Origin of the sequence: Microbacterium forte (assembly GCF_031885415.1) — a bacterium.
GTDB classification, from domain to species: domain Bacteria; phylum Actinomycetota; class Actinomycetes; order Actinomycetales; family Microbacteriaceae; genus Microbacterium; species Microbacterium forte.
Map to the genome: position 1 here is coordinate 1,044,580 of NZ_CP116871.1, position 24,878 is coordinate 1,069,457.

Consider the following 24,878-nt stretch of genomic DNA (forward strand, 5'->3'; position numbering starts at 1 on the left):
CGGAGCACCGCTCACGCCGCCGTGAGCACCGGTCTGCGCGCCTCTGAGCGATACGACAGCAGGGCGATCAGGAGGCCGGCGACCGCGAGCGCCGCACCCGTCCAGGACGGCGCGACGAAGCGCCATCCGGCGGCGATCACCACGCCGCCGAGGAATGCGCCGAGGCTGTTGCCGATGTTCAGCGCAGAGTGGTTCATCGCGGCGGCGATCGACTGGTTGTCTCCGGCGACATCCATCAGCCGGGTCTGGATCGTCGGGCTCAGCACCGAAGACACGAAGCCGACCACGAACACGAGCAGCGCGAGGGTGACGATCCAGAATGCGAGCACGGCGAGGAGGGCGAAGACCACAGCCATCGCGGCAAGTCCGAAGAGCAGCGTGCGTCGCAGGTCGATGTCCGCGAGATGTCCGCCGACGAGGTTGCCCGCTGTCATCCCGAGCCCCATCAGCACCAACACGATCGGCACCGCCCACTCGGGCGAGCCGGCCACCTCGGTCACCAGCGGCGCGATGTAGCTGTAGACCGCGAAGAAGCCGCCGAAGCCGATCGCGCCGACACCGAGGGTGAACCAGACCTGGGGAATGCGGAAGACGCCGAGCTCCTCGCGCATGGTCCGCCCGGGCGAGCCGGGATGTGCGGGCACGAAGAACGCGATGCACACCGTCGCCAGGGCGAAGACGAGCGTCACGACCGCGAAGGCCGCCCGCCATCCCCAGAGCTGACCGAGGAAGGTTCCCAGCGGCACTCCCACCACGTTCGCCACGGTCAGACCTGTGAGGATGAAGGCGACGCCCTTGGCGCGGTTGCCCGGCCCCATGACGTCCGCCGCGACCAGGGCGCCGATGCCGAAGTAGGCACCGTGCGGCAGACCGGCGAGGAACCGAGACGCACCCACGAGTTCGAAGGTCGGCAGGAACACCGTGAGCGCGTTGAACACGGTCAGCGCCAGCGCCAGGCCGATCATGACCCGGTGCCGGGGGTAGCGGGCGACGAACCCGGCGATCGTCGGAGCACCGACGACCACGCCGAGCGCGTAGAGCGAGATCAGCCACCCTGCCTGGCTCAGCGCGTCTTCAGGGCTGGAGGCCCACAGCGTGGGCAGCAGCTCGTCGGCGATGTTGGGCAGCAGGCCCATGACGACGAATTCGGTCATGCCGATGCCGAAGCTGCCTATGGCGAGGGAGAGGAGCGCCCACTTCGCCGCACCCCTCGATTCAGTCGAGGGATTCACCCGTCGAGTCTACGGGGTGTCCGCGTCGTCGATCGCCGCCTCGAGCCGCTCGATCTTCGCGTCGAGCTCTCCGGTGTAGCCGGGGCGGATATCGGCCTTGAGCACGAGCGACACCCGCGAGCCGAAGGGCATCACGGCTTCGGTGGCGCGCTTGACGACATCCATCACCGAGTCCCAGTCCGGGCCCTCGATCTCGGTGAACATGCTGGTCGTGCGGTGCGGCAGGCCCGACTCCCGAACGACGCGGACGGCGGCGGCGACCGCATCGTGGACCGACGCGTCGGAGCGCTCGGCGCCGTCGGAGGGGACGCCGCTCGGTGCGACGGAGAAGGCGATCAGCATGGTTTCACTCCCGGGTGGTGGACGAACGATGGGCGGGCACGCGGACGAGGGCGCGGATGCCGACGGCGAGGAGCACGACGAGCACGATGTTGCGCAGAGTCAGGATGGCGACGGGCAGCGTCTCTGCACGCAGCAGCGCGTCGTAGCTCAGCGGATAGATCAGGCAGGTGAGCGCGCACAGCGCGAGCACGAGCAGCGCAGGCGCGGCCGCTCGCGTGCGGTCGAGAACGAGCCAGAGGACGGCCGGAGCGATCAGCCACGTCTGGAACTGCGGAGAGCCGACCTTGTTCGCGACGATCAGGGTCGTCACGAGACTCAACGCGAGCGGAGGGAACAGCCGTGCGAAGGATGCCCCGCGTGATGCCTTCAGCGCGCCGATGACGGTGATCAGGACGACGAAGACAGCCATCAGGGGTGTGAGCACAGCACTCACGGCATCCGCGCCCTGCGCGCTGATCTGGAAGGTCAGGATGTCGAAGCTGTACTCGATGCGGGCGGCCCCGGCGATCGCGAGCCACAGGAACGGGGTCGCGGCCACTGCCTCGATCTGCAGACCGCGGCCGGTCTGCTCTGTCAGGAATCCGAAGATCTCGGCATCGGCTCCGAAGGCGACCAGAACGACGACGACGGCTGCCGATACGGCTGCGGCGGTGAGCAGAACGCGCATCCGGCTTCGGGCTGCCACGACGGCTGCGACCAGCAGCGCGCCCGGCCAGATCTTGATCCAGGCGCCGATCGCCAGCAGCGCTGCCGCGGCAGCGGGGCGGCGAACCAGCCAGAGTCCGCCGATCACCGCGAGCGGCACCGTGATCGCGTCGATGCGGTACATCGCGATCGGTCCCAGCAGAAGCAGGGCGGTGATCCAGAACCAGGCGGCCATCCGCCGAGGCTGCGACGGCGAACGCCCGACGAGCACCGCGAAGGCGATCGCATCGAGCACCGTGACGAGCACCGCCCACGCGATCAGATACGCCCCGGAGGCCCCCATCACCGCGATGAGCGGTGTCGACAGGATCTTCGCGAGCAGCATGGGCACGAGCGCGAGCTGCGGATAGACCCACGTCTCGGTGACTCCGACGATGGCCCCGCCCGACAGCGCCGCCGACGACCACGGTTCGTACACGAGCACCACGTCGCCCATCGGCTGGCTCGGATACAGCCAGCCGGCGACCGCCGTGAAGAGGTGCACGAGTCCGAACGCGCTCCACAGCGTGACGAGACGCATCGAGACGGTGCGACTCACGCGACGACGTCCGAGAATGCGCGAGGCAGCGCCTCTGCGACATCGAGCGCCACGATCGGATGTCCCGTCGCGCGGCCATCCGCGCCCGTACCAGCCGCGAGGACACCGGCATGACCATGCAACCACGCGGCCGCGGCTGCGACCTCAGCCAGCGGTGCGTCGGCGTTCGCGGCGAGGAGCGCCCCGAGCACGCCGCCCAGGACATCACCGGTGCCCGCAGTCGCAAGCCAGCCGGTGCCCGCCTCCACCCGGATCAGCAGTCCGTCCGAATCCGCGATCAGCGTCTGTGCGCCCTTGAGCAGCACGACGGTGCCGAGGTCGTGCGCCACCCGGGCGACGGCGTCGGCGCGGTCGTCACGGGTGCCGTATCCGAGCTGATCCTGCAGGCGCTCGAACTCACGGCCGTGCGGCGTCAGCACGCGCGGGGCACGACTCCCTCGCGCCAGGTCGAGCGCCCCCGCGTCGACGACCACCGGCACCTGCCCGTCGAGCAGGTCGCGCAGCTCGCGCTCCGTCTCGGGGCTCCTGCTCGCGGCATCCGTCCCTGATCCGATCACCCAGGCGCCGACGCGTGCACCCGCGATGCTCGGGCTGACCACGGTCTCGGGGCGTCGTGCGATCACGGCATCCGCGGCTCGGCCGTCGCCGACGTAGCGCACGAAGCCCGCCCCGGCGCGCCACGCCGCCTCGACACCGAGCACCGCGGCACCCGGATAGGCGGACGATCCGGTGCGCAGGCCGACGACGCCCCGGGAGTACTTGTCGTCATCCGCGCCTGGCACGCGCAGGAAGCGTGCGGTGTCTTCGCGGGACCAGTCACGTGCGTCGGGCATGACTCCACGTTAGTGCGGCGGCCCGCACCGCCCCACCCGGCCGGTAGCGTCGAGGGGTGAGCATTCTCTTCTCCCCGCTGAGCATCCGTTCCGTCACGTTCCGCAACCGGCTCTGGGTGTCTCCCATGTGCATGTACAGCGCGATCGACGGCGTCGTCCAGGAATGGCACCACACCCACCTCGCCCAGTTCGCCTCCGGCGGAGCCGGTCTGATCGTCGCCGAGGCGACAGCCGTCGTCCCCGAGGGCCGCATCTCACCACGGGATGCCGGCCTCTGGAACGACGAGCAGCGCGACGCGTGGGTGCCGGTCGTCGAGGCGATCCATGCACGTGGCGCGGTCGCGGGCATCCAGCTCGCGCACGCCGGCCGCAAGGCGTCGACCTGGTGGCCCTGGGCCGACGCGCGCGGATCGGTACCGGCGGCGGACGGCGGATGGACGACCACCGCGCCCTCCGACATCGCCTTCGATGGCTTCGCGGAGCCTGCGGCGCTCGACCAGGACGGCATCGACGCCGTCGTCGAAGGGTTCGCGAGCGCGACCCGCCGTGCCCTCGACGCCGGCTTCGACGTGCTCGAGGTGCACGGTGCGCACGGATACCTGCTGCACCAGTTCCTCTCTCCGCTCTCGAATCTGCGAGACGACGAGTACGGCGGCTCTCTCGAGAACCGCGCTCGACTGCTCCTCCGGGTGGTGGGCGCGATCCGCGAGGTCGCCGGAGACGGGGTGCCCGTCTTCGTGCGCATCTCGGCGACCGATCATGCCGAGGGCGGATTCACCCCCGACGAGGCGGCGATCGTGAGCGGCTGGGCGACCGAGCACGGAGCCGACCTCATCGATGTCTCCAGCGGCGGGCTCGTGGCGCACCAGCAGATCAGCGTGTTCCCCGGATACCAGGTGCCGCTGGCCGAGAACGTGCGCCAGGGCGGACGCATCCCCGTGTCGGCGGTCGGACTGATCACCGCCGCCGAACAGGCCGAGCAGGTGCTCGCCGACGGTGCGGCCGATGCGATCTTCGCGGGTCGCGAGTGGCTGCGCGACCCGCACTTCGCGCTCAGGGCCGCCCATGAGCTCGGCGCCGAGATCACCTGGCCGCCGCAGTACGAGCGGGCGCGCTGGCGCTGATCGCCACCCCGCACAGAAGCCCCCGGGTCCGCATGGACTCGGGGGCTTCTCGGTGACCGCGGGTCAGTGACCGCGGATGCGACGGGTCGCGTCCTGCACCTCGCCCACGAGCTCCTCGAGGATGTCCTCGAGGAAGAGCACGGCAGTCGTGCGCCCCTGGGAGTCCCGCACCTTCGCCAGGTGACGCCCTGCTCGGCGCATCACGGCGAGAGCGTCCTCCAGATCGGTGTCCTCCTGCACCGGGACCATATGGTTGATGCGCTTCGAGGGCAGCGGCTCGACCAGCTTCTCGGCAGCGCCGGGTCCATCGGACGCCCGCAGGATGTCCTTGAGGTGGACGTATCCGACAGGGGTTCCCTCGTCGTCGACGATCACGTAGCGGGAGAACCCGTAGCGGGCGACGGCCTTCTCGACGTCATCCGGAGTCGCCGACTGCGGAAGCGTCACGAGATCGCTGAGCGGAACAGCCACATCGCGAGCCTTCTTGTCGGTGAACTCCACGGCTGCCGCCACAGTGCCCGCCGTGTCGGTGAGCACGCCCTCTCGCCGGGACTGATCGACGATCGTCGCGACCTCGTCGAGCGTGAACGTCGATGCGGCCTCGTTCTTCGGCTCGACCCGGAACAGCCGGAGCACGCCGTTGGCCGCCGCGTTCAGCAGCCAGATCACCGGCATGAAGATCTTCGACACCATCACGAGGGGCGGCGCAAGGATGAGCACCGCGCGCTCCGGCACCGAGAACGCGAGGTTCTTCGGCACCATCTCGCCGAACACCACGTGCAGGAACGACACGATCAGCAGAGCGATCGCGAACGACACGGCATCGACGACGCCGTCCGACCAGCCGAGCGCGTGCAGCGGCACGGCGAGCAGGTGATGGATCGCGGGTTCGGAGACGTTCAGGATCAGCAGCGAGCAGATCGTGATGCCCAGCTGCGAGGTCGCGAGCATGAGCGTCGCGTGCTCCATCGCGAAGAGCGCGGTCTTGGCGGCGCGCGACCCGCGGTCGGCCTTGGGCTCGATCTGCGACCGGCGCGCGGAGATCACCGCGAACTCGGCGCCGACGAAGAACGCGTTCGCCACGAGCAGCACGACCAGCCAGGCCAGTCCTCCCCAGTCGTTCATCGTCCGACCACCTCTGCGGGAAGATCCTGATTCGGGACGTAGCGGATGCGGTCGACACGACGACCGTCCATGCGGACCACCTGGAGCTTGCCCGTGTCGAGGTCGACCTCGTCACCCACCGACGGCACGCGCTCGAGGACGCTCATGACGTAGCCGGCCACGGTGTCGTACACGTCACCCTCCGGAACCTCCACTCCCGCTCTGCGTCGCAACTCGTCCGGCCGCAGCTCTCCGGGGAAGGTGATGCCGTCTCGCCCGCGGACGACTCCGGCGCGCGTGCGGTCGTGCTCGTCCGAGACCTCGCCCACGAGCTCCTCCACCAGGTCCTCCAGCGTGACGAGACCGGCGGTGCCGCCGTACTCGTCGACCACGACGGCCAGCTGGTATCCGCGGGCTCTGAGCTCGGAGATGAGCGCGTCGACGTGCACCGTCTCCGGGACACGGAGCGGATCGGTCGAGAGCGCGCCGACCGGCACCTCGCCTCGTCGATCACGCGGGACGGAGATCGCGGCCTTCAGGTGCACGACACCCGTGATGTCGTCGAGGTCGTCGTCGTACACGGGGAAGCGGCTGTGTCCCGTGCGACGGGCGAGCTGGATGACGTCGTCGGCCGAGTCGCCGACCGCGAGGGCGTGCATGCTCGGACGAGCCGTCATCACGTCGGCGGCCGTCAGGCGGGAGAACGTCAGCGTCCGATCGAGCAGGCTCGCGGTGTCGGCTTCGAGCAGTCCGGCACTCGCCGAGCGACGCACGAGAGAAGAGAGCTCCTCGGCGCTGCGCGCACCGGACAGCTCTTCCTTCGGCTCTATGCCCATGCTCCGCAGGACCCCGTTCGCACTGCCGTTGAGCACCACGACGGCCGGCTTGAAGACGGTCGTGAACGCGACCTGGAACGGCATGACGAGCTTCGCGGTCGCGAGCGGCAGCGCCAGGGCGAAGTTCTTGGGCACCAGCTCCCCGAGGATCATCGACAGCACGGTGGCGACCAGCATGGCGACGATCGTCGCGATCGGACCGACGGCCGCCTCAGGGATGCTCCATGCGACGAGGGTCGGGCCGAGGAGGTTGGAGAGCGCCGGCTCCATCGTGTACCCGGTCAGGAGCGTCGTCAGGGTGATGCCCAGCTGAGCGGACGACAGATGGGTCGAGGTGTGCTTGAGGGCGCTGATGGTCAGCGACAGGCGGGATTCGCCGCGGGACTGACGGGCCTCGAGATCGGCGCGGTCGAGAGTGACCAGGGCGAACTCGCTCGCGACGAACAGCCCGGTGCCCACGGTGAGCAGAAGCCCCACGCCCAAGAGGATGTAGTCCATCAGTCGTTCCTCCCGAGACGGGGAGGCAGGCAATGGGGCGATGTACTACAACTGGGAGGGTCGTCCATGGTGTCCACGATTCTACGGGATCGCAGTGGGTCGGAGCGCGGACGACTACCAGCTGACCGGGAGGGCCTTGCCCTCTTCGTATCCTGCGGCGGACTGCAGCCCGACGAGCGCCCGTTCGTGGAACTCGGGCACCGACGATGCCCCGGCATAGGTGAACGACGAGCGCACGCCCGATGTGATCATGTCGAGCAGGTCCTCGAGTCCTGGGCGCAGCGGGTCGAGGTAGATCTTCGAGGACGAGATCCCCTCTGCGAACAGCTCCTTGCGGGCACGCTCATACGCATCGAGACGGCCGAACCGAGCCTGCACCGCCTTGGTGGAGGCCATGCCCCAGGATTCCTTGTAGATGTCGCCCTCGGCGTCGCTCTGCAGCTCGCCCGGCGCCTCGATCGTTCCCGCGAACCAGGAGCCGACCATCACGGACGCGGCGCCCGCGGCGAGCGCGAGCGCCACGTCGCGCGGATACCGCACTCCCCCGTCCGCCCAGACGTGAGCGCCGAGCTCCCGGGCGGCCTGGGCGGTCTCGAGCACAGCGGAGAACTGCGGGCGGCCGACGGCCGTCATCATGCGCGTCGTGCACATCGCGCCCGGCCCCACGCCGACCTTGAGGATGGAGGCGCCGGCCTCGACGAGGTCCTTGACGCCGTCGGCGGTGACGATGTTGCCGGCCACGATCGGGATGCCGAGATTCAGTGCGGCGACGGCGCTCAGCGCGCGCAGCATCCCCTCCTGGTGTCCGTGCGCCGTGTCGACCACGAGCACATCGACGCCGGCGTCGGCGAGGGCCTTCGCCTTGGACGCGACGTCTCCGTTGATGCCCACCGCCGCCGCGACGGCGAGGCGGCCGTCGCCGTCCGTCGCCGGGCGATACAGCGTCGACCGCAGGGCACTGCGCGCGCTGAGCGTTCCGACGAGGTGCCCGTGGTGCGTGATCGTGACCATGTCGACGCCCGCGTCGGTGATCACGTCGAAGGCATGACGCTCTGATCCGATGTCATCCGCGTCGAGAGACGGCGTGCCGGCGTGCACCAGATCGCCCAGCTGTGCATCCGGGAGCGCAGTGGCCAGCCGCGTCGCCGGCAGGACACCGAGAATACGCTCGGCATCGTACGGAGCTCCGCCCGTGGCCACGACGATGCCGTGACCTGCGGTGGCAGGCATCAGCCGGAGTGCGTCCGACACCGATGCCTCGGGAGGCAGCACGATCGGCGTGTCCCACAGCACCGGCTGCGCCTTGACGTCGCGGATCGCCGCATCGAGACCTTGCAACGGCATGTCCTGAGGGAGCACTCCGAGTCCGCCACGCCGCGCGAGCACCGCCGCGAGCCGGGGGCCGGTCACGGAGTTCATGTTCGAGGCCACGATCGGCAGGGTGGCCGGGGTGCCGTCCTGCGGGGCCAGATCGACCTGCAGACGGCTGGTGACGGCGGATCGTCGCGGCACGAGGAACACGTCGGAATAGGTCAGATCGACTGTGGGTGACTCACCGGAGAACTCCATACCCCCACGGTACTCAGATAGCGGCGTCGAGGGCGCATGCCTTCGACGAATGCGCGAGGAAACACGTTAGGCTTGGAAGTCGAGAGTGTGCGGGCCCGGACGCATCACGCGTCCTGCTGTGCATACGTGGACTTCAGCGATGAAAGAGGGCGATCGAGCGTGTCGAACCAGGTGACCGGCGTCGGGGGCGACGGGGGGTTCGGAGCCAATTCCTGGCTCGTGGAAGAGCTCTACGAGCAGTACAAGGTGAACCGCGACTCCGTCGACAAGGAGTGGTGGCCCATCCTCGAGAAGTACCAGTCGGATGCCGCGACCGGCACCGCGGCTCCTGCACCCGCTGCCGAGCAGCCCGCGCATCCGGTGACAGCCCCCATCCCCGTCATCGGCGCACAGCCCGTGGCGCGGACCACGACCAAGCCTGCCGCCGCGGCGCCGATTCCGGCGCAGGCCCCGAAGCCCGCGGCGAAGGCCGAGGCACCGGAGTCGGCAGATCCCGTCGAGGAAGACAAGGTCACGCCGCTCCGCGGTCTGCCCAAGACCCTCGCCGCGAACATGGACGAGTCCCTGACCGTCCCCACCGCGACCAGCGTCCGCACGGTGCCCGCGAAGCTGATGATCGACAACCGCATCGTCATCAACAACCACATGGCGCGCACCCGCGGCGGCAAGATCAGCTTCACCCACCTCATCGGCTGGGCGCTCATCCGCACGCTCGACGAGTTCCGCAGCCAGAACGTCTTCTACGCCGAGATCGACGGCAAGCCCTCGGTCGTGGCACCGGCGCACGTCAACCTCGGCATCGCGATCGACCTGCCGAAGCCGGACGGCACGCGCGCACTCATGGTCCCCAGCATCAAGCGCGCCGACACGTTGACGTTCAGCGAGTACCTCGTCGCATACGAGGACCTCGTTACGCGCGCGCGCAACAACAAGCTGACGGCCGCAGACTTCCAGGGCACGACCGTGTCGCTGACCAACCCCGGCGGCATCGGCACCGTGCACTCCGTCCCCCGCCTCATGAAGGGGCAGGGATGCATCATCGGCGCCGGTGCGCTCGAGTACCCGGCGGAGTTCCAGGGAGCGAGCGAGAAGACGCTCAACGAGCTCGCGATCGGCAAGACCATCACGCTGACGAGCACGTACGACCACCGCGTCATCCAGGGCGCCGGCTCCGGCGAGTTCCTCAAGAAGGTGCACGAGCTGCTGATCGGGCAGCGCGGCTTCTACGACGACATCTTCGCTGCTCTCCGCATCCCGTACTCGCCGATCCGCTGGAACCCCGACATCGCGGTCGACCTCGCCGAGCGCGTCGACAAGCAGTCCCGCGTGCAGGAGCTCATCAACTCGTTCCGGGTGCGCGGACACCTGATGGCCGACATCGACCCGCTCGAGTACGTCCAGCGCTCGCACCCCGACCTCGAGATCGAGAGCCACGGCCTCACCTTCTGGGACCTCGACCGCGAGTTCGTCACCGGCGGGTTCGGCGGCCGACGGGTCGCGAAGCTCCGTGACATCCTCGGCGTCCTGCGCGACTCGTACTGCCGCACGCTCGGCATCGAGTACATGCACATCCAGGACCCGGAGCAGCGTCGCTGGTTCCAGGAGAAGGTCGAGGTCAAGTACCAGAAGCCCGGCCATGACGAGCAGCTGCGGGTCCTCCGCAAGCTCAACGAGGCCGAGGCCTTCGAGACCTTCCTGCAGACCAAGTTCGTCGGGCAGAAGCGATTCTCGCTCGAGGGCGGCGAGTCGCTCGTCCCGCTGCTCGACGAGATCCTCCAGGGTGCGGCCACCTCCGGCCTCGAGGGCGCCGCGATCGGCATGGCGCACCGCGGCCGTCTGAACGTGCTGACCAACATCGCGGGCAAGACCTACGGCCACGTGTTCCAGGAGTTCGAGGGCACGCAGACCCCCGGCAACCAGCGCGGCTCCGGCGATGTGAAGTACCACCTCGGCACCGAGGGCACCTTCGTCGCCGACGACGGATCCGAGCTCCCCGTCTACCTCGCCGCGAACCCGTCTCACCTCGAGACCGTCGACGGCGTCCTCGAGGGCATCGTCCGCGCCAAGCAGGACCGCAAGCCGATCGGCACGTTCGCCTGGCTGCCGATCCTGGTGCACGGCGACGCGGCGTTCGCCGGGCAAGGTGTGGTCGTCGAGACTCTGCAGATGTCTCAGCTGCGCGGATACCGCACCGGCGGCACGATCCACGTCGTCGTCAACAACCAGGTCGGCTTCACCACCCTCCCCAACGATTCGCGCAGCTCGGTGTATTCGACGGATGTCGCGAAGACGATCCAGGCGCCGGTGTTCCATGTGAACGGCGACGACCCCGAAGCCGTCATCCACGTCGCGCAGCTCGCTTTCGAGTACCGCGAGCGGTTCCACCGCGACGTCGTCATCGACCTCGTCTGCTACCGACGCCGCGGGCACAACGAGGGAGACGACCCCTCGATGACGCAGCCGCTGATGACCGACCTGATCCAGGCGAAGCGATCGGTGCGCAAGCTCTACACCGAATCGCTCGTCGGTCGCGGCGACATCACCGAAGAGGAGTACGACGAGGCCAAGGCGGACTTCCAGAACCGTCTGGAGATCGCGTTCGCCGAGACCCACGCGGCAGAGACCGGCGCCAACCCGGTCGCTCAGGACCTGCCTCCGGCTGACGAGCAGGTCGGCGCCCCCGAGATCACCGGAGTCTCGAACGAGGTCATCCAGCTCATCGGCGACGCGTTCGTGAACAAGCCCGAGGGCTTCACCGTTCACCCGAAGCTCCAGCAGCAGCTCGAGAAGCGTCTCGACATGAGCCGCAACGGCAACATCGACTGGGGCTTCGGCGAGCTGCTCGCCTTCGGTTCGCTCCTCGTCGAGGGCACGCCCGTGCGGCTCGCGGGGCAGGACTCGCGGCGCGGCACGTTCGTGCAGCGTCACGCGACACTGCACGACCGCGCGAACGGCCAGGAGTGGCTGCCGCTGTCGAACCTGTCAGAGTCCCAGGGGCGCTTCTTCGTCTACGACTCGCTCCTGAGCGAGTACGCCGCGCTCGGCTTCGAGTACGGCTACTCGGTCGAGGCTCCAGAGGCACTCGTGCTGTGGGAAGCCCAGTTCGGCGACTTCGTGAACGGCGCCCAGTCGGTCATCGACGAGTACATCTCGGCGGCCGAGCAAAAGTGGGGACAGCAGTCCAGCGTCACCCTGCTCCTCCCCCACGGCTACGAGGGCCAGGGACCGGACCACTCGTCGTCGCGCATCGAGCGCTTCCTGCAGATGTGCGCGCAGGACAACATGATCGTCTCGCGCCCCTCGACGCCCGCGTCGTACTTCCACCTGCTGCGCCGTCAGGCCTACGCCCGTCCGCGCAAGCCGCTCATCGTCTTCACCCCGAAGGCCATGCTGCGCCTGCGAGGTGCGACGAGCCCTGTCGAGGCCTTCACCCAGGGCCGCTTCGAGCCCGTGCTCGACGACAACCGCGGTCTCGACCGCAACGCGGTGAAGCGCGTGCTCGTGCACTCGGGCAAGGTCCACTGGGATCTCAAGGCCGAGCTCGACAAGAACCCGAACCCCGAGATCGCGCTGGTCAGGCTCGAGCAGCTGTACCCGACGCCGATCGACGGCCTGAAGGCCATCACCGACTCCTACCCGAACGCCGAGCTGGTGTGGGTGCAGGAAGAGCCGGAGAACCAGGGGGCATGGCCGTTCCTTGCTCTCGCATTCGCCGATGTGCCCGGTGACCGCAGCTTCCGCCCGGTGTCGCGTCCCGCGTCGGCATCGCCGGCGACCGGCTCGTCGAAGGTGCACGCGGCCGAACAGGCGAAGCTCCTGCGAGACGCCCTCACCATCAGCTGACGGCTGTCGGAGAAAACGGAGAGGGGCTCACGGCGATGCCGTGAGCCCCTCTCTGTAGAGTCCGTCGTCGCGGCGGGCGGCGCTCAGTACCAGATGCCCAGGAGCGGGGCATCTGCTGTGCGGAACGCATCGTCGAGCGCTGCCGCCGTCTCCGTCGATGCATACAGACGGCCAGCCGCGCGGAGCCGAACAGCGCTGACCCCGCCCGCGTAGATCGACGAGAGAGCCCCCACGCCGAGAATGACGTCGGCCTCTGCGCCGTCGTCGACCCGTGTGACATCCGCCGTACCGTCGGCACCCGAGGTCAGTCGCCACGAGCCTTCGGCGAAACCGAGAGGGTCTTCGACTCGGAACACGACATCGAGGGGCGCTCGATACGTGCGGGCGCTGAGCGCAGCGGGCACGTCGAGGAGGCGCAGCCACCCGTGATCGTGAGGGGTGAGGTCCACGCCTCGCTGGTCGGTGACGAGCCAGGTGATCGGATCGTCGATCGGGCGCAGGTCGACCACCACCTTCGACACCAGGTCGTGCTGCAGAGCGAATCTCCAGAGCGCGGCCAGGGCATCCGTCGTGGTCGAGGTCAGGTGGTGGATCTCCATGTCCGCGCGAAAACTCCCCGCGACCTCCTTGAGCGTGTACGCCATCGCACCCCGGACTGCTCCGTCGGCGTCGACGTAACGCACGCCTCGAACGGCTCGTGGCGCGGTGTGTCCCACCGACAGCCCGGCGATCCGCTCCCAGCGCGCGTCCCACCCGGCGATCTGCCCCGAACGCTGGGTTCGCGCCTGCTCATGCAGAGCGGACAGGTCCTTCTGAAGCGTCTCGCGCTCGACGTACTCGACGCGGCCATCGGTCGCCGGGCCGTTCCATCCCGCCCTCGGCGCGTCGATCGACACCTTGGCTGCGGGGATCGCGGAAGCGAACCCGTACCGCTCGTAGATCGTCGCCTCAGAGACGGTGAGGCCGGCGACAGCGACACCCGCGCCTGCGGCGGCACGCAGCTCGCCTTCGAGCAGGTTCCGCGCGATGCCGCGGCGACGATGAGTGCCTGAGACCGTGACAGCGCTGATCGCCCACATCCCCACCTCTCCGCCGGGCACGGTCAGCGGAGTCACCCACGAGTTGACCGTGGCGACCGGGAAGGCGCCGTCAGGGGCATTCTCCTCGAACACGCCGACGTTGCGCCGCGTCGCGAGAAGTACGCGGTCTGCGGCGATCTGCTCCGGCGTGGGATCGGCATCGAGGAACCCCCGCGCCTCTGCCCGCAGGAAAGCCTCGGTGTCCGCATCCGAGCCGTTGTCGACGAGTCGGTAGACGAGATTCTTCGCGGCCAGGCGCGCAGCGGACACGGGATCAACGGGGACGGTAAGCGCGTCGGTCATTCCTCCACCCTATGGGAGGCGCGACGGACCGGGTCCCGCCTCAGTGCTGTGCGGCCTGCACCTCACGCAGTCGAGCGAACACCTGGTCACGCAGCTCTTCGGGTGCCGTCTCCTTGCACGCGCGCGCCACGACCTCGGTGAGGGTCGTCGCCACCAGCGCCTCATCCCGGCAGGACGGGCAGTTCTCGAGATGCTCACGGATCTCGGTGTGCTCGGTGTTGCACACCTCGTTGCGGAGGTACTCCTCGAGGTCCTTGCGGGCCTTGTCGCAGCCGCAGTCGGTCATTTCTTGCTCCTCGGGTCGGCCGTGGAGATTCCCCGCTCCGCGGCGTACTCAGCCAGCAGCTCCCGCAGCATGCGCCTGCCTCGATGCAGGCGGCTCATCACGGTGCCGATGGGGGTCTTCATGATGTCCGCGATCTCCTGATAGGCGAAGCCCTCGACATCAGCGAGGTACACCGCCAACCTGAAGTCCTCGGGAACGGCCTGCAACGCGTCCTTGACGACCGATGCGGGCATGTGGTCGATGGCTTCCGCCTCGGCCGAACGGCTGTGCGACGCGGTGGTCGACTCGGCACCGCCCATCTGCCAGTCCTCGAGCTCGTCGATCGTGCCCTGGAACGGCTCGCGCTGCTTCTTGCGGTAGATGTTGATGTACGTGTTGGTGAGGATGCGGTACAGCCACGCCTTCAGGTTCGTGCCCTGCGAGAACGTCGCCCAGGACCCGTATGCCTTGACGAAGGTCTCCTGCACGAGGTCAGCAGCGTCCGCCGGGTTGCGCGTCATGCGCATCGCCGCGGCATAGAGCTGATCCATGAACGGGATCGCCTGTTCCTCGAATTCGCGCCGAGGGTCGCTGACCGTCTCTGCGGTTGCCGTGTCATCCATCACCGGCCAGTCTAGGCGGGTGAGGTCCACCGACTCGCGTTCCAGCGTTGCGAGCATGCTCTCTCCTTGTCGGCGTGCGCCCATATTCGGTCGTTCGGACACTCGCGTTTACTAAGGTGGGAACCGATGAGCGCCAACAGGTATTCCCCCTCCCCTGTCCAGGGCGTCTATGTCGCGCCGATCAGCACCGGAGCCGTTCATGCGACCGTGACGATCCCCGGCTCGAAATCGCTCACCAATCGCGAGCTCATCATCGCCGCGATCGCGGACGGACCCGGCAGACTCATCGCTCCTCTGCACTCCGACGATTCCCGCCGCATGATCGAGGCCCTGCGCGCCCTGGGCGTCGGCATCGAGGAGATCGACGGCAACGGAGAGTTCGGGCCCGACCTCGCGATCACGCCGGCCAAGCTCATGGGCGGCACGACGATCGACTGCGGCCAGGCCGGCACGGTGATGCGCTTCATCGCGCCGCTGGCCGGGCTCGCCCAGCGCGACGTGCACCTCACTGCCCACGAGACGGCCCTGCACCGACCGATGGGCGGTCTCATCAGCGCGCTGCGCGACCTCGGAGTCGACATCGACGATGAGGGCACGTGGGCCCTGCCGTTCACCGTCCGCGGCCACGGTCGCATCCGAGGCGGGCGCGTCGAGATCGACGCCTCGGCATCCAGTCAGTTCGTCTCGGGACTCCTGCTCGCCGCCCCGCGCTTCGACGTGGGCCTGCACCTCGTGCACACCGGCGACCATCTGCCGAGCCTGCCTCACATCGACATGACGATCGAGGCGCTGAGCCGTCGCGGCATCCGGATCGAGCGACCAGCCACAGGTGAGTGGCTCGTAGAGGCGGGCGTGCCACGCGCCAAGGAGATCGCGATCGAGCCCGATCTCTCGAACGCGGCGCCGTTCCTCGCCGCTGCACTGGTCACGGGGGGCGCGGTGTCGGTGCCCGGGTGGCCTGTGCACTCCACCCAGCCCGGCGCTCTGCTTCCCGAGATCCTGCAGGCCATGGGTGCGCATGTCGGCCGTCACAGCGGAACGCTGACGATCCGGACCGGGGCCGAGATCCGCGGGCTCGACATGGACCTCTCGGCTGCGAGCGAGCTGACCCCGACGCTCGTCGGACTGGCGGCGTTCGCGTCCGGCCCCACCACGATCCGCGGTATCGGTCACATCCGACTCCACGAGACCGATCGCATCGCGGCGCTCGTCGGCAACATCCGCGCCCTCGGCGGCGAGGCGGAAGAGCTCTCCGACGGCCTGCGCATCATTCCCCGACAGCTGCACGGTGGCCGATGGGCGGCGCACCACGACCATCGGATGGCGACGACGGGCGCCCTGATCGGTCTGCGCGTGCCCGGGGTCGAGATCGATGACATCGGCACCACCTCCAAGACGCTTCCGGAGTTCACTCTCCTCTGGGAGCGAATGCTGCGAGGCGCATCCTCGTGAGCTGGCTCGACGACTCCGACGACCTCGACGACGACTTCGAGGACTATGACGAGAGCAGCATCCGCACGCGCCCGAACCCGAAGGCCAACCGCCCTCGCACCAAGCGACGGCCTGCGCATGACGACGCTCAGATCGGCCGCGTCCTCGGCGTGGACCGTGGTCGCTACTCCGTGCTGATCGACGAGGACACGCCTGACGAGCGCATGATCACCGCCGCACGGGCGCGTGAGCTTCGCAGGAACCCGATCGTCACCGGTGATCACGCCAAGGTCGTCGGCGACATCTCAGGCGAAGACGGCACCCTGGCGCGGATCATCGGCATCGCCGATCGCACGTCCCTGCTTCGGCGCAGCGCCGACGATACCGACCAGGTCGAGCGGGTGATCGTCGCGAACGCCGATCAGATGCTCGTCGTCGTCGCCGCCGCCGACCCCGAGCCGCGTGCCCGCCTCGTCGACCGCTACCTCGTGGCCGCGTTGGATGCCGGCGTGCGCCCGCTCCTCGTCGTCACGAAGACGGACCTGGCCGACCCCAGCGCCTTCCTGTCGCATTTCGACGGACTCGACGACCTGCGCGTCTTCACCAGTGCGCAGGACGAGATGCCCGTCGACGAGATCGGTGCTGCCCTCGTCGGGCACTCCACGGTCTTCGTCGGGCATTCGGGTGTGGGCAAGTCGACGCTCGTGAACGCTCTGGTGCCCAGCGCTCTGCGCGCGACGGGGCACGTCAACCAGGTCACCGGACGTGGCCGGCACACCTCTTCGTCGACCGTATCGCTGCGATACGTCAGCCCGGAGGGCAACGGCTGGGTGATCGACACCCCCGGCGTCCGCTCCTTCGGTCTCGGGCATGTGAACCCCGCGAACATCCTCGCCGCCTTCACCGAGCTGGCGGAGATCGCCGAGAAGTGCCCGCGCGGATGCACGCACCTCGCGGATGCTCCGGATTGCGCACTCATCGAAGCGGCCGAGAGCGGCGAGCTGAGCGAGACCGGGCGAGCGCGCCTGGACTCGCTGCAGAGGCTTCTGCAGACGTTCGCCGACAAGGCCGAGCAGACGCCCGGTCGGTAGGCTGGACGTGTGACTGTGCGCCTCGACTCCGGATCCGCTGCCCCCGACTTCGCTCTTCTCGACCAAGACGGCGCGACCGTCCGACTCGACGATCTGCGCGGCCGGAAGACGGTGCTCTATTTCTATCCGGCCGCGATGACGCCAGGGTGCACGACGCAGGCCTGCGACTTCCGCGACAGCATCTCCTCTCTCGAGGGCGCCGGGTACCGCGTGATCGGGGTCTCGCGTGACGAGCCTGCGAAGCTCGCCGAATTCCGCGAGCGCGACGGCCTCACCTTCACCCTTCTCAGCGACCCGGACCACGCCGTGCACACCGCATACGGAGCCTGGGGCGAGAAGATGAACTACGGCAAGGTTGTAGAAGGAGTCATCCGCTCGACCTTCGTTCTCGATGAGCAGGGAACGATCACCCTCGCTCAGTACAACGTCAAGGCGACAGGGCACGTCGCCCGACTGCGCAAGCTGCTCGGCATCGACGCCTGAGAGTCACTCCGCCGGGCGCTCGTTCTCGGCGCGCGTGCTCGCGATCAGCAGCGCGAAGCACAGCAGCGCCGGCAGCCCGACGCCGATGGTGAACGCCCAGGCGATCGGCTGCAGCGTCAGCGAGGCGAGCGCGAGCGCCACGGCGAGCACCTGGAAGACGACCCCACCCGAGCGTGCCCACGAATGGCCCGTCCTGGTTCCGATGGCGAATGCGATGAGAGCGACAGCGCCGATGAGCGTCAGCACGATGAGGGCGAGCGCCGTCGGCAGCGACGCGGCATCACCTGCGCCGAGACCGACGAGCTCGATGAGGGCGAACACGATCAATGCGGCGCCCTCTGCCGCGAGAACCGCGGAAGCCGCCAGAGCGAGGCCGGGTGAGCGCACAGTTGTCTCCTGAGAATCGAATGAGAACGGCGGAAACCCTTGATTTCGCCGGTTTCATGTAACAGAATGGACAGCGTCATGTGCTCCCACAGCGGCGTGGGGCGGGCTTCGCGCTCGCATCACAGAAAGCGGGCATCCGTCCGTATCTCATACAGGGTAGCTGAACCCGATCTGCACCCGAAATCCGAGTCGTCGCAATGCGACGATTTCTGAAACACCACACCGAGGAGCCCCCATGGACTGGCGCGATAAGGCCGCCTGCCTGACTGTCGACCCCGAGCTGTTCTTCCCTGTCGGGAACACCGGTCCGGCCGTCGACCAGATCGAGAAGGCGAAGACCGTCTGCGCCACCTGCACGGTGACCGAGATCTGCCTGCAGTACGCCCTCGAGTCCAGCCAGGACTCGGGCGTGTGGGGAGGCCTCTCCGAAGACGAGCGCCGTGCGCTCAAGCGCCGCGCCGCTCGCGCCCGCCGCGCCTCCTGAACATCGAGAAGCGGCCCGAGACGATGTCTCGGGCCGCTTCTGTGTCTCCGCTCGACGCTGCGGCCGATCCTCCGCCTACTTCGTCAGCCAGCGAAGCGGGATGTCGATGACGACCTCGGTCCCCTCGCCTTCGCTCCCCCGCCATTCGATCGAGCCGCTGAGCTCGCCCTGGATGAGGGTGCGGATGATCTGCGTTCCCAGCCCCTGACCGATCCGCCCCTCCGGCAGGCCCTTGCCGGTGTCATGCACCGTGACGCGCAGATTCTCCTCGGTGCGCGCCGCATCGATCGTGACCATGCCCTCTTGCCCTGCGAGACCGTGCTCCACGGCATTCGTGACGACCTCGGTGAGAGCGAGAGCCAGCGGCGTGGCATACTCGCTCGGCAGGACGCCGAAGCGACCGGTCGACCGTGTGCGCGCGCGGGTGTTCGGTGCCGATGCGACCTCGGCCACGAGCTTGAGGACGCGATGGAACACCTCGTCGAAGTCGACCTTCTGCGTCAGGCCCTGGGCGAGCGTGTCGTGCACGACGGCGATCGAATCGACGCGTCTCATCGCCTGGGTCAGCGCATCGCGCGCCTCGTCGGAGTGCGTGCGTCGTGCCTGGATCCGAAGCAGCGACGCGACAGTCTGCAGATTGTTCTTGACTCGGTGGTGGATCTCGCGGATCGTCGCGTCCTTGGTGATCAGCTCCTGCTCCTGGTGGCGCAGCTCCGAGACATCCCGGCACAGCAGGATGGCGCCGATGCGGGTTCCGTGATCCTTGAGCGGGATCGCGCGCAGCGACACGGTGACACCGCGCGCTTCGATGTCGGTCCGCCACGGTGCGCGTCCGGTCACGACGACGGGCAGCGACTCGTCGACCTGTCGGGACGGCGGCACGAGCCTCGTGGTGACCTCCGCGAGGGATTCGCCCTCGAGCTCGTCATCGAACCCCATGCGATTGAACGCCGAGAGTGCGTTCGGGCTGGCGAACGTCGTGATCCCGTCGACGTCGATGCGGATCAGGCCGTCGGACGCGCGCGGCGCGCCGCGGCGAGGGGAGGTCGGAGCCGCCGGATCCGGGAAGCTCCCGTCGGCGATCATTCGGAAGAGGTCGTTGGCGCACTCGTCGAACGTGATCTGCTGCCGAGACGGGGTCCGGGCCTCGCCGAGGTTCGTGTGCCGGGTGACGACGCCGATGACCACGGCCTGGTGCTCTCCGCCGCGACGTTCGTTGACGATCGGCACAGCTCGAACACGCGTCGGGGTCTCTTCGAACCAGTCCGGCGACGACGAGTCGACGATCTCCGCGGATTCGAACGCCCCCTGCACCTGCGTACGCCACTGAGGGCGCACCCGCTCGCCGACGATGTCCCGATAGAAAAGGGTGGCTGCTCCACTCGGACGCGCGTGCGCGACGGCGACGAAAGATCCGTCGTCGGTCTCGATCCAGACCACGATGTCCGCCGAGGCGAGGTCCGCGAGAAGCTGACCGTCACCGGCGAGTCGGTGCAGCCACTCGACATCGTTGTCGGCAAGACGGCCCTGGGCATTGGCGAGGTCGCTGAGCGTTGACACCCCACCAGCCTAGAGCGCGCAGCCTCAGAGAACGGCCAGCGACGTCGCACGCCAGCGACGGTCGAGTCCTTCGAGACGGATCGCCACCGCCCGGGTGCGGCCCGGCCCAGCGACGACGACGACTGCTTCGACCTTGCCGTCGACGGGTTCTGTCACGCGGATCGAGAGGATCTCGAAAGTCGGGCGCGCAGGCGAGACCCCCCTCGCGCTGCGCGCCCTCGCCGAGAGGTTCGCCCGCGTCACCAGGCTCCGGTACGCGTCTTCATTGAACCAGCGGGCGAGCTGATCGACTTCTCTGACTCCCGCGAGCACCTCGAGCACGCCCTGTGTCAGGCTCCGCAGCAGCGGATGCGGATCCGGCAGCTCGGCGCGAGGCGTCGGCTGCGGTGCGAAGTACTCGTGAAGCATCATCTGAGGCACTCTCCATCGGGAAGACTGCGCCAAGTAGAGCATGCGCCCAGTCGCCGTTCGGGTCGCGTTCGGGATCTATGTGGATAACTCGTACATGCCTTCCCGGACATCGCTTACGGTGGGGCGCGTGCACTGGGATCGACTGTTCGAAGACCTCGAAGGCCAGCTCGCCTCGGAGTGGGAGAGCGAGCGCGCGGCGCTGGATGCCGAATCCGAACGATTGCGCATCTCGCGACTCGAGCTTCGCAGCCGTCTCAGGGTTCTCTGCGCCGCAGCAGCTCCGACGACCATCGACCTGCCCGGCGGAACTCGTGTGCGGGCCCGGCTCGACGCGCTCGGCTCGGATTGGATCGCCGCGACGATCGCGCAGGCCGAGGAATCGACCACGACGCGGTCGACCCTGATCGTTCCGTTGCACGCGGTGCGCGGGCTGACCGTCGATCATGGCCTGCTGCTCTCCAGCCTGGACGAGCACGACGGCTCCGCGCCTGTGCTCCGCGAGCGCATGTCGCTCGGCTTCGTTCTGCGTGATCTCGCCAGGCGGCGGGTGCCGGTGCGAATCGTCAGCGTCGACGACTCCGACATGCACGGAACGATCGACAGGGCGGGAGCGGATCATCTGGACCTCGCTCTGCATGATCCGGGCGAGGCGCGGATCGCCTCGGCCGTCCGCAGCTTTCAGATCATCCCGTTCGCCGCGGTGTCCTCGGTGCAGACCGTCGGCGATCAGATGCCGTGACGGCGGGATGTACCCCAGACCTCCGGAAAGCTCGCCTCGTTGGCCTGACGCCACAGGGCCATCCGTCTGGCCTCTTCCGACTGCTCGTCGAGATACTCCGAAAGGCTCGACTCCTCGATGCGCCATCTGGCCGGTGCGCCGAGCTTGGATCCGCGCAGACGCCCCTCGTAGACGAGCTCGATGACTTCGTCGACCTCGATGCTCAGCAGCTCCGCCACCTGGGCCGGCGCGAGGAAGCCCTGCGCGGGCTGAGAGGAATGAGGCATGCTCCCATTGTCCTCCAGCCGTGCCGGAGCACCAGCGCCGATCCGATGCTGTGGATAAGTCTCGAGCGGGCTCATCGATTTCTGTGACCATGTCGACATGAGCAAGTTCGTCCGTTCCCGCCGCGCCGTCTGGGGTGACGCCCGTTTTCTGATCGGCATCGCGGTCGTCGCGTTGTCGATCGGCGGTGTGTGGGCCGTCGTCTCCTCCTCGGGCACCACGACGCCGGTGCTTCAGGCGACGCGCACGATCGTTCTCGGTGAAACGCTCGTCTCGGAAGACTTCCAAGTGGTCGAAGTCGGACTCGGCACGGTGACGGACCGCTACCTGGCACCACAAGAGCTGCACGCCGGCCAGGTCGCGTCCCGCACGGTCTTCGCAGGAGAGCTCCTGGCCACCTCTGCCGCTGAGAGCGCCGATGCCAACAGGACGACCACGATCGTCGTCGAGAGCAGCACGGGGATCCCGGCCGATGTCGCCGCCGGGAGCGTCATCGAGCTCTGGCATTCGCCACCGGTCGACGACGGCGGCAGTCAGGGTCCGCCTCGTATCCTCGTGGCCGACGCCATCGTCACATCGGTCACGAAGGCGGAGCGGATGCTCTCGGCCGACGGCACGACCGCCGAGGTCGTGATCGACCGAGCGGATGTCGCCGAGGTGCTGGCCGCGATCACCGGCGGCTCTGTCCTCTCGGTCGTGCCGATCGGTTCGACCTCATGACCTCGGTCCTCGTCGCTGTTCCGGAAGCCCGCGCGCGAGGTCTGGCCGACGAGCTCGAGATGGAGGGGATCACTGTGGTCTCCGTCGTGCCGCCGAACAGAGTCCTTCCTCTGCCCGAAGGCGTCGAAGCGGCCATCGTCGTCGCCACCCGTGCCGTTCTGACATCCGAGCTCGTCGCCGAGTGCGACAGGGCTGGCGTGCGGATCATCCCGCTCGGCGACAGCGACAGCAGGCTGCTCGGACGCTACGGACTCACCACCGCGCTTCCGGCGGATGCGAACGGCTGGGAAGTCGCGGCAGCACTCACCGCTGATATCCCGCGCATCACCGGGCATGAAGCATCACCTCCGCATCGCGTCACGGTCGTGTGGGGCCCCTCCGGCGCCCCTGGCAGGTCGACCATCGCGATCCAACTCGCCGTCGAACTCTGCCGGACGGGGCGGCGCGCCGCCCTGGTCGATGCCGACACCGTCGCTCCGTCGCTTGCGCTGCTTCTGGGGCTCAGCGACGATGCGCCCGGCATCGCCGCCGCGTGCCGACGCGCAGAACTCGGCGCACTCGACTCAGCCGAGCTCACGAGGCTGGCGACGATCCTCGCGACGAGCGCAGGCGAGATCGAGGTCCTCGGCGGCATCAATCGGCCAGGGCGCTGGCCGGAACTCGGAGCGAGTCGTCTGCAGACCACTCTGCGCGCCTGCCGCAGCTGGGCGGAGGAGACCGTCGTCGACGTGGCGAGCGCCTTCGATGCAGACGACGAAGCGACCTACGACCTCGCCGGACCGCGCCGTCACGCGGCCACGGTCGCAGCGCTGCAGGAGGCGGATGCGATCATCGCGGTCGCGTCGGCCGACCCGCTCGGCATCAGTCGCTTCGTGAGGGAGCATGCCGAGCTCCGACGACTCACGGCCCCCACGCCCATCAGGGTCGTTGTGAACCGCGTCCGACCCGGCCCCCTGGGCATCGACGCGCGTGGTCAGATCCGGCGCACTCTCGAGAGATTCGCGGGCATCACCGACATCGCGTTCCTGCCGTTCGATCAGCGCGCCGCTGACTCCGCTCTGCTGCACGCCCGCCCGATGGCAGACCTCACCCCGCGTTCGACCCTGGTCGCCGGCGTGCGTCGGATCGCCGAGACGTACACCTCGGTGACGTCGCACACGTCTACTGGCGGTAGCTCGAGAGGAAGTTCCCGAGGCGCTCGACGGCTTCTGCGAGCACACGAGGCTCGGGGAGCGTGACCAGCCTGAGGTGGTCGGGCGTCGGCCAGTTGAAGCCGGTCCCCTGCACGAGAAGGATGTGCTCGGAGACCAACAGGTCGTAGACCAGCTTCGCATCGTCCCTGATCTCGTGGACATTCGGGTCGAGACGAGGGAAGGCGTACAGGGCACCGACCGGCTTGACGCAGGAGACACCGGGAATCGACTCGAGCCCCTCCCACGCGATGTCGCGCTGCTCGTGCAGGCGACCGGTCGGAGCGATAAGCGCATCGATCGACTGCACTCCCCCGAGAGCCGCCTGCACCGCGTACTGCGCGGGGACGTTCGGGCAGAGGCGCGTGGACGCGAGGAGGTTGATCCCCTCGAGGAACCCCTTCGCGTGGTCCTGCGGCCCGGTGATCACAAGCCATCCGGACCGGAATCCGGCGACTCGATAGGTCTTCGAAAGCCCGTTGAACGTCAGGCACAGGAGATCAGGCGCGAGCGTGGCTGTCGGGATGTGCACCGCACCGTCGAACAGGATGCGGTCGTAGATCTCATCGGACAGCAGCAGCAGCTGGTTCTCCCTCGCGATCTGAACCATCCCCTCGAGGACCTCGCGAGAGTAGACCACGCCGGTCGGGTTGTTGGGGTTGATGATCACGAGGGCTTTGGTGCGAGGAGTGATCTTCGATCGGATGTCCTCGAGGTCGGGCTGCCAGCCGTTGTCCTCGTCGCAGAGGTAATGCACGGGAGTGCCGTCAGCCAGACTCGTCATGGCAGTCCACAGCGGATAGTCGGGGGCCGGGATGAGCACCTCATCGCCCTCGTCGAGGAGCGCCTGCATCGTCATCGTGATGAGCTCGGACACGCCGTTTCCGAGGAAGACGTCCTCGGGATCGAACCGGGGGAACCCGGGGATCTCCTCATACCGGCTGACCACGGCGCGGCGTGCCGAGATGATCCCCTTGCTGTCGCTGTATCCGTGTGCGGTCGGAAGCGCTGCGAGCATGTCGTGCACGATCTGGTGGGGTGCCTCGAAGCCGAAGATGGCGGGGTTTCCCGTGTTGAGCTTGAGGATCCGGTGTCCCTCGGCCTCGAGCCGCGCCGCCTCGACGAGCGTGTTTCCACGGATCTCGTACAGGACGTTCTTGAGCTTCGACGACTGGTCGAAGTGGCGCGTTGGTGTCATTGCGCAAGCCTACAATGACGCGAAGA

The 24,878-nt window shown here is 68.2% G+C and carries 24 protein-coding genes; 9 read left to right on the plus strand and 15 right to left on the minus strand.

All coding sequences use genetic code 11. The annotated features are described in order from the left end of the window. Positions 1 to 11: 11 nt before the first annotated feature. The 4 genes from OB895_RS05225 to OB895_RS05240 are packed head-to-tail and all read right to left on the minus strand — an operon-like array spanning position 12 to position 3,650. The gene (locus OB895_RS05225; protein ID WP_079112603.1) at positions 12 to 1,232 is read right to left on the minus strand and encodes an MFS transporter; all 1,221 of its coding nucleotides are present in this window, start codon (positions 1,230 to 1,232) and stop codon (positions 12 to 14) included. A gap of 9 nt (positions 1,233 to 1,241) precedes the next feature. Next, on the minus strand, positions 1,242 to 1,574 hold the full coding sequence (locus OB895_RS05230) for a thiamine-binding protein (RefSeq protein WP_042541904.1): 333 nt from the start codon (positions 1,572 to 1,574) through the stop codon (positions 1,242 to 1,244). A gap of 4 nt (positions 1,575 to 1,578) precedes the next feature. Next, positions 1,579 to 2,817: a hypothetical protein gene (locus tag OB895_RS05235; protein WP_228385682.1), complete on the minus strand. Its 1,239-nt coding sequence runs from the start codon at positions 2,815 to 2,817 to the stop codon at positions 1,579 to 1,581. After that, a complete protein-coding gene (locus tag OB895_RS05240; protein ID WP_079112602.1) occupies positions 2,814 to 3,650 on the minus strand; it encodes an NAD(P)H-hydrate dehydratase in 837 nt (278 codons plus the stop codon). The genes OB895_RS05235 and OB895_RS05240 overlap by 4 nt, the downstream gene beginning before the upstream one ends. 56 nt (positions 3,651 to 3,706) lie before the next feature. Here OB895_RS05240 and OB895_RS05245 point away from each other — a divergent pair, with 56 nt between their 5' ends. After that, positions 3,707 to 4,774 carry an NADH:flavin oxidoreductase/NADH oxidase gene (locus OB895_RS05245; protein WP_079112601.1) on the plus strand — a complete coding sequence of 356 codons (1,068 nt, stop codon included), beginning with the start codon at positions 3,707 to 3,709 and terminating at the stop codon, positions 4,772 to 4,774. Between the two features lie 63 nt (positions 4,775 to 4,837). Here OB895_RS05245 and OB895_RS05250 read toward each other — a convergent pair whose 3' ends face one another. From OB895_RS05250 to guaB1, 3 genes are all read right to left on the minus strand, one after another. After that, complete coding sequence (locus tag OB895_RS05250; RefSeq protein WP_042541907.1) at positions 4,838 to 5,899, minus strand: hemolysin family protein; 1,062 nt, start codon at positions 5,897 to 5,899, stop codon at positions 4,838 to 4,840. Next, positions 5,896 to 7,212, minus strand: coding sequence for a hemolysin family protein (locus OB895_RS05255; RefSeq protein ID WP_311879378.1), 1,317 nt, complete (start codon positions 7,210 to 7,212; stop codon positions 5,896 to 5,898). The genes OB895_RS05250 and OB895_RS05255 overlap by 4 nt, the downstream gene beginning before the upstream one ends. A 114-nt stretch (positions 7,213 to 7,326) precedes the next feature. Continuing rightward, the gene (guaB1, locus tag OB895_RS05260; RefSeq protein ID WP_079112600.1) at positions 7,327 to 8,781 is read right to left on the minus strand and encodes a GMP reductase; all 1,455 of its coding nucleotides are present in this window, start codon (positions 8,779 to 8,781) and stop codon (positions 7,327 to 7,329) included. Between the two features lie 159 nt (positions 8,782 to 8,940). On the opposite strand from guaB1, the gene OB895_RS05265 reads away from it, so the two are divergent. Next, entirely contained in the window at positions 8,941 to 12,624 is a 3,684-nt protein-coding gene (locus OB895_RS05265) for a multifunctional oxoglutarate decarboxylase/oxoglutarate dehydrogenase thiamine pyrophosphate-binding subunit/dihydrolipoyllysine-residue succinyltransferase subunit (RefSeq protein WP_079112599.1), read from the plus strand. 83 nt (positions 12,625 to 12,707) lie between these two features. Here the strand turns inward: OB895_RS05265 and OB895_RS05270 are convergent, their stop codons facing one another. From OB895_RS05270 to OB895_RS05280, 3 genes are read right to left on the minus strand one after another with little or no spacing between them, the layout of a single operon-like run. After that, positions 12,708 to 14,006 carry a GNAT family N-acetyltransferase gene (locus OB895_RS05270; protein ID WP_079112598.1) on the minus strand — a complete coding sequence of 433 codons (1,299 nt, stop codon included), beginning with the start codon at positions 14,004 to 14,006 and terminating at the stop codon, positions 12,708 to 12,710. Positions 14,007 to 14,046: 40 nt separating this feature from the next. Next, a complete protein-coding gene (locus OB895_RS05275) occupies positions 14,047 to 14,292 on the minus strand; it encodes a zf-HC2 domain-containing protein (protein ID WP_042541911.1) in 246 nt (81 codons plus the stop codon). Further along, positions 14,289 to 14,951 (minus strand): sigma-70 family RNA polymerase sigma factor, encoded by a 663-nt coding sequence (locus OB895_RS05280; protein ID WP_042541912.1) that lies wholly within the window; start codon positions 14,949 to 14,951, stop codon positions 14,289 to 14,291. Before OB895_RS05280 ends, OB895_RS05275 begins: the two co-directional genes overlap by 4 nt. A gap of 69 nt (positions 14,952 to 15,020) precedes the next feature. Between OB895_RS05280 and aroA the strand changes: the two genes are divergently transcribed. Genes aroA through bcp form a run of 3 tightly spaced genes read left to right on the plus strand, consistent with a single transcriptional unit; the run spans position 15,021 to position 17,899 of the window. Then, a complete protein-coding gene (aroA, locus tag OB895_RS05285) occupies positions 15,021 to 16,346 on the plus strand; it encodes a 3-phosphoshikimate 1-carboxyvinyltransferase (RefSeq protein WP_079112597.1) in 1,326 nt (441 codons plus the stop codon). Continuing rightward, entirely contained in the window at positions 16,343 to 17,416 is a 1,074-nt protein-coding gene (gene rsgA / locus OB895_RS05290; protein ID WP_042541914.1) for a ribosome small subunit-dependent GTPase A, read from the plus strand. Before aroA ends, rsgA begins: the two co-directional genes overlap by 4 nt. A 9-nt stretch (positions 17,417 to 17,425) precedes the next feature. Further along, positions 17,426 to 17,899, plus strand: coding sequence for a thioredoxin-dependent thiol peroxidase (gene bcp / locus OB895_RS05295; protein WP_079112596.1), 474 nt, complete (start codon positions 17,426 to 17,428; stop codon positions 17,897 to 17,899). A gap of 3 nt (positions 17,900 to 17,902) precedes the next feature. On the opposite strand, the gene OB895_RS05300 is transcribed toward bcp, so the two are convergent. Next, a complete protein-coding gene (locus OB895_RS05300) occupies positions 17,903 to 18,286 on the minus strand; it encodes a hypothetical protein (RefSeq protein ID WP_042541916.1) in 384 nt (127 codons plus the stop codon). 235 nt (positions 18,287 to 18,521) lie between these two features. On the opposite strand from OB895_RS05300, the gene OB895_RS05305 reads away from it, so the two are divergent. Then, positions 18,522 to 18,770, plus strand: a complete 249-nt coding sequence (locus tag OB895_RS05305) for a WhiB family transcriptional regulator (protein ID WP_028503730.1) — start codon at positions 18,522 to 18,524, stop codon at positions 18,768 to 18,770. A gap of 75 nt (positions 18,771 to 18,845) precedes the next feature. Here OB895_RS05305 and OB895_RS05310 read toward each other — a convergent pair whose 3' ends face one another. Both OB895_RS05310 and OB895_RS05315 read right to left on the minus strand, forming a co-directional pair. Beyond that, complete coding sequence (locus tag OB895_RS05310; protein WP_042541917.1) at positions 18,846 to 20,330, minus strand: sensor histidine kinase; 1,485 nt, start codon at positions 20,328 to 20,330, stop codon at positions 18,846 to 18,848. Between the two features lie 24 nt (positions 20,331 to 20,354). Beyond that, entirely contained in the window at positions 20,355 to 20,741 is a 387-nt protein-coding gene (locus tag OB895_RS05315) for an Rv3235 family protein (protein WP_181164351.1), read from the minus strand. A 127-nt stretch (positions 20,742 to 20,868) separates the two neighbouring features. On the opposite strand from OB895_RS05315, the gene OB895_RS05320 reads away from it, so the two are divergent. Continuing rightward, positions 20,869 to 21,480 carry a hypothetical protein gene (locus tag OB895_RS05320; protein ID WP_056376508.1) on the plus strand — a complete coding sequence of 204 codons (612 nt, stop codon included), beginning with the start codon at positions 20,869 to 20,871 and terminating at the stop codon, positions 21,478 to 21,480. Here OB895_RS05320 and OB895_RS05325 read toward each other — a convergent pair. Then, positions 21,468 to 21,746 carry a helix-turn-helix domain-containing protein gene (locus OB895_RS05325; RefSeq protein ID WP_042541919.1) on the minus strand — a complete coding sequence of 93 codons (279 nt, stop codon included), beginning with the start codon at positions 21,744 to 21,746 and terminating at the stop codon, positions 21,468 to 21,470. The two genes, OB895_RS05320 and OB895_RS05325, sit on opposite strands and share 13 nt — an antisense overlap. 97 nt (positions 21,747 to 21,843) lie before the next feature. Here OB895_RS05325 and OB895_RS05330 point away from each other — a divergent pair, with 97 nt between their 5' ends. Beyond that, on the plus strand, positions 21,844 to 22,464 hold the full coding sequence (locus OB895_RS05330) for a CpaB family protein (protein ID WP_079112595.1): 621 nt from the start codon (positions 21,844 to 21,846) through the stop codon (positions 22,462 to 22,464). Next, on the plus strand, positions 22,461 to 23,702 hold the full coding sequence (locus OB895_RS05335) for a CpaE/TadZ family protein (protein ID WP_079112594.1): 1,242 nt from the start codon (positions 22,461 to 22,463) through the stop codon (positions 23,700 to 23,702). Before OB895_RS05330 ends, OB895_RS05335 begins: the two co-directional genes overlap by 4 nt. Here the strand turns inward: OB895_RS05335 and OB895_RS05340 are convergent. Then, positions 23,626 to 24,852, minus strand: a complete 1,227-nt coding sequence (locus OB895_RS05340) for a pyridoxal phosphate-dependent aminotransferase (RefSeq protein WP_042541921.1) — start codon at positions 24,850 to 24,852, stop codon at positions 23,626 to 23,628. The genes OB895_RS05335 and OB895_RS05340 overlap by 77 nt on opposite strands. Between the last annotated feature and the right edge of the window lie 26 nt (positions 24,853 to 24,878).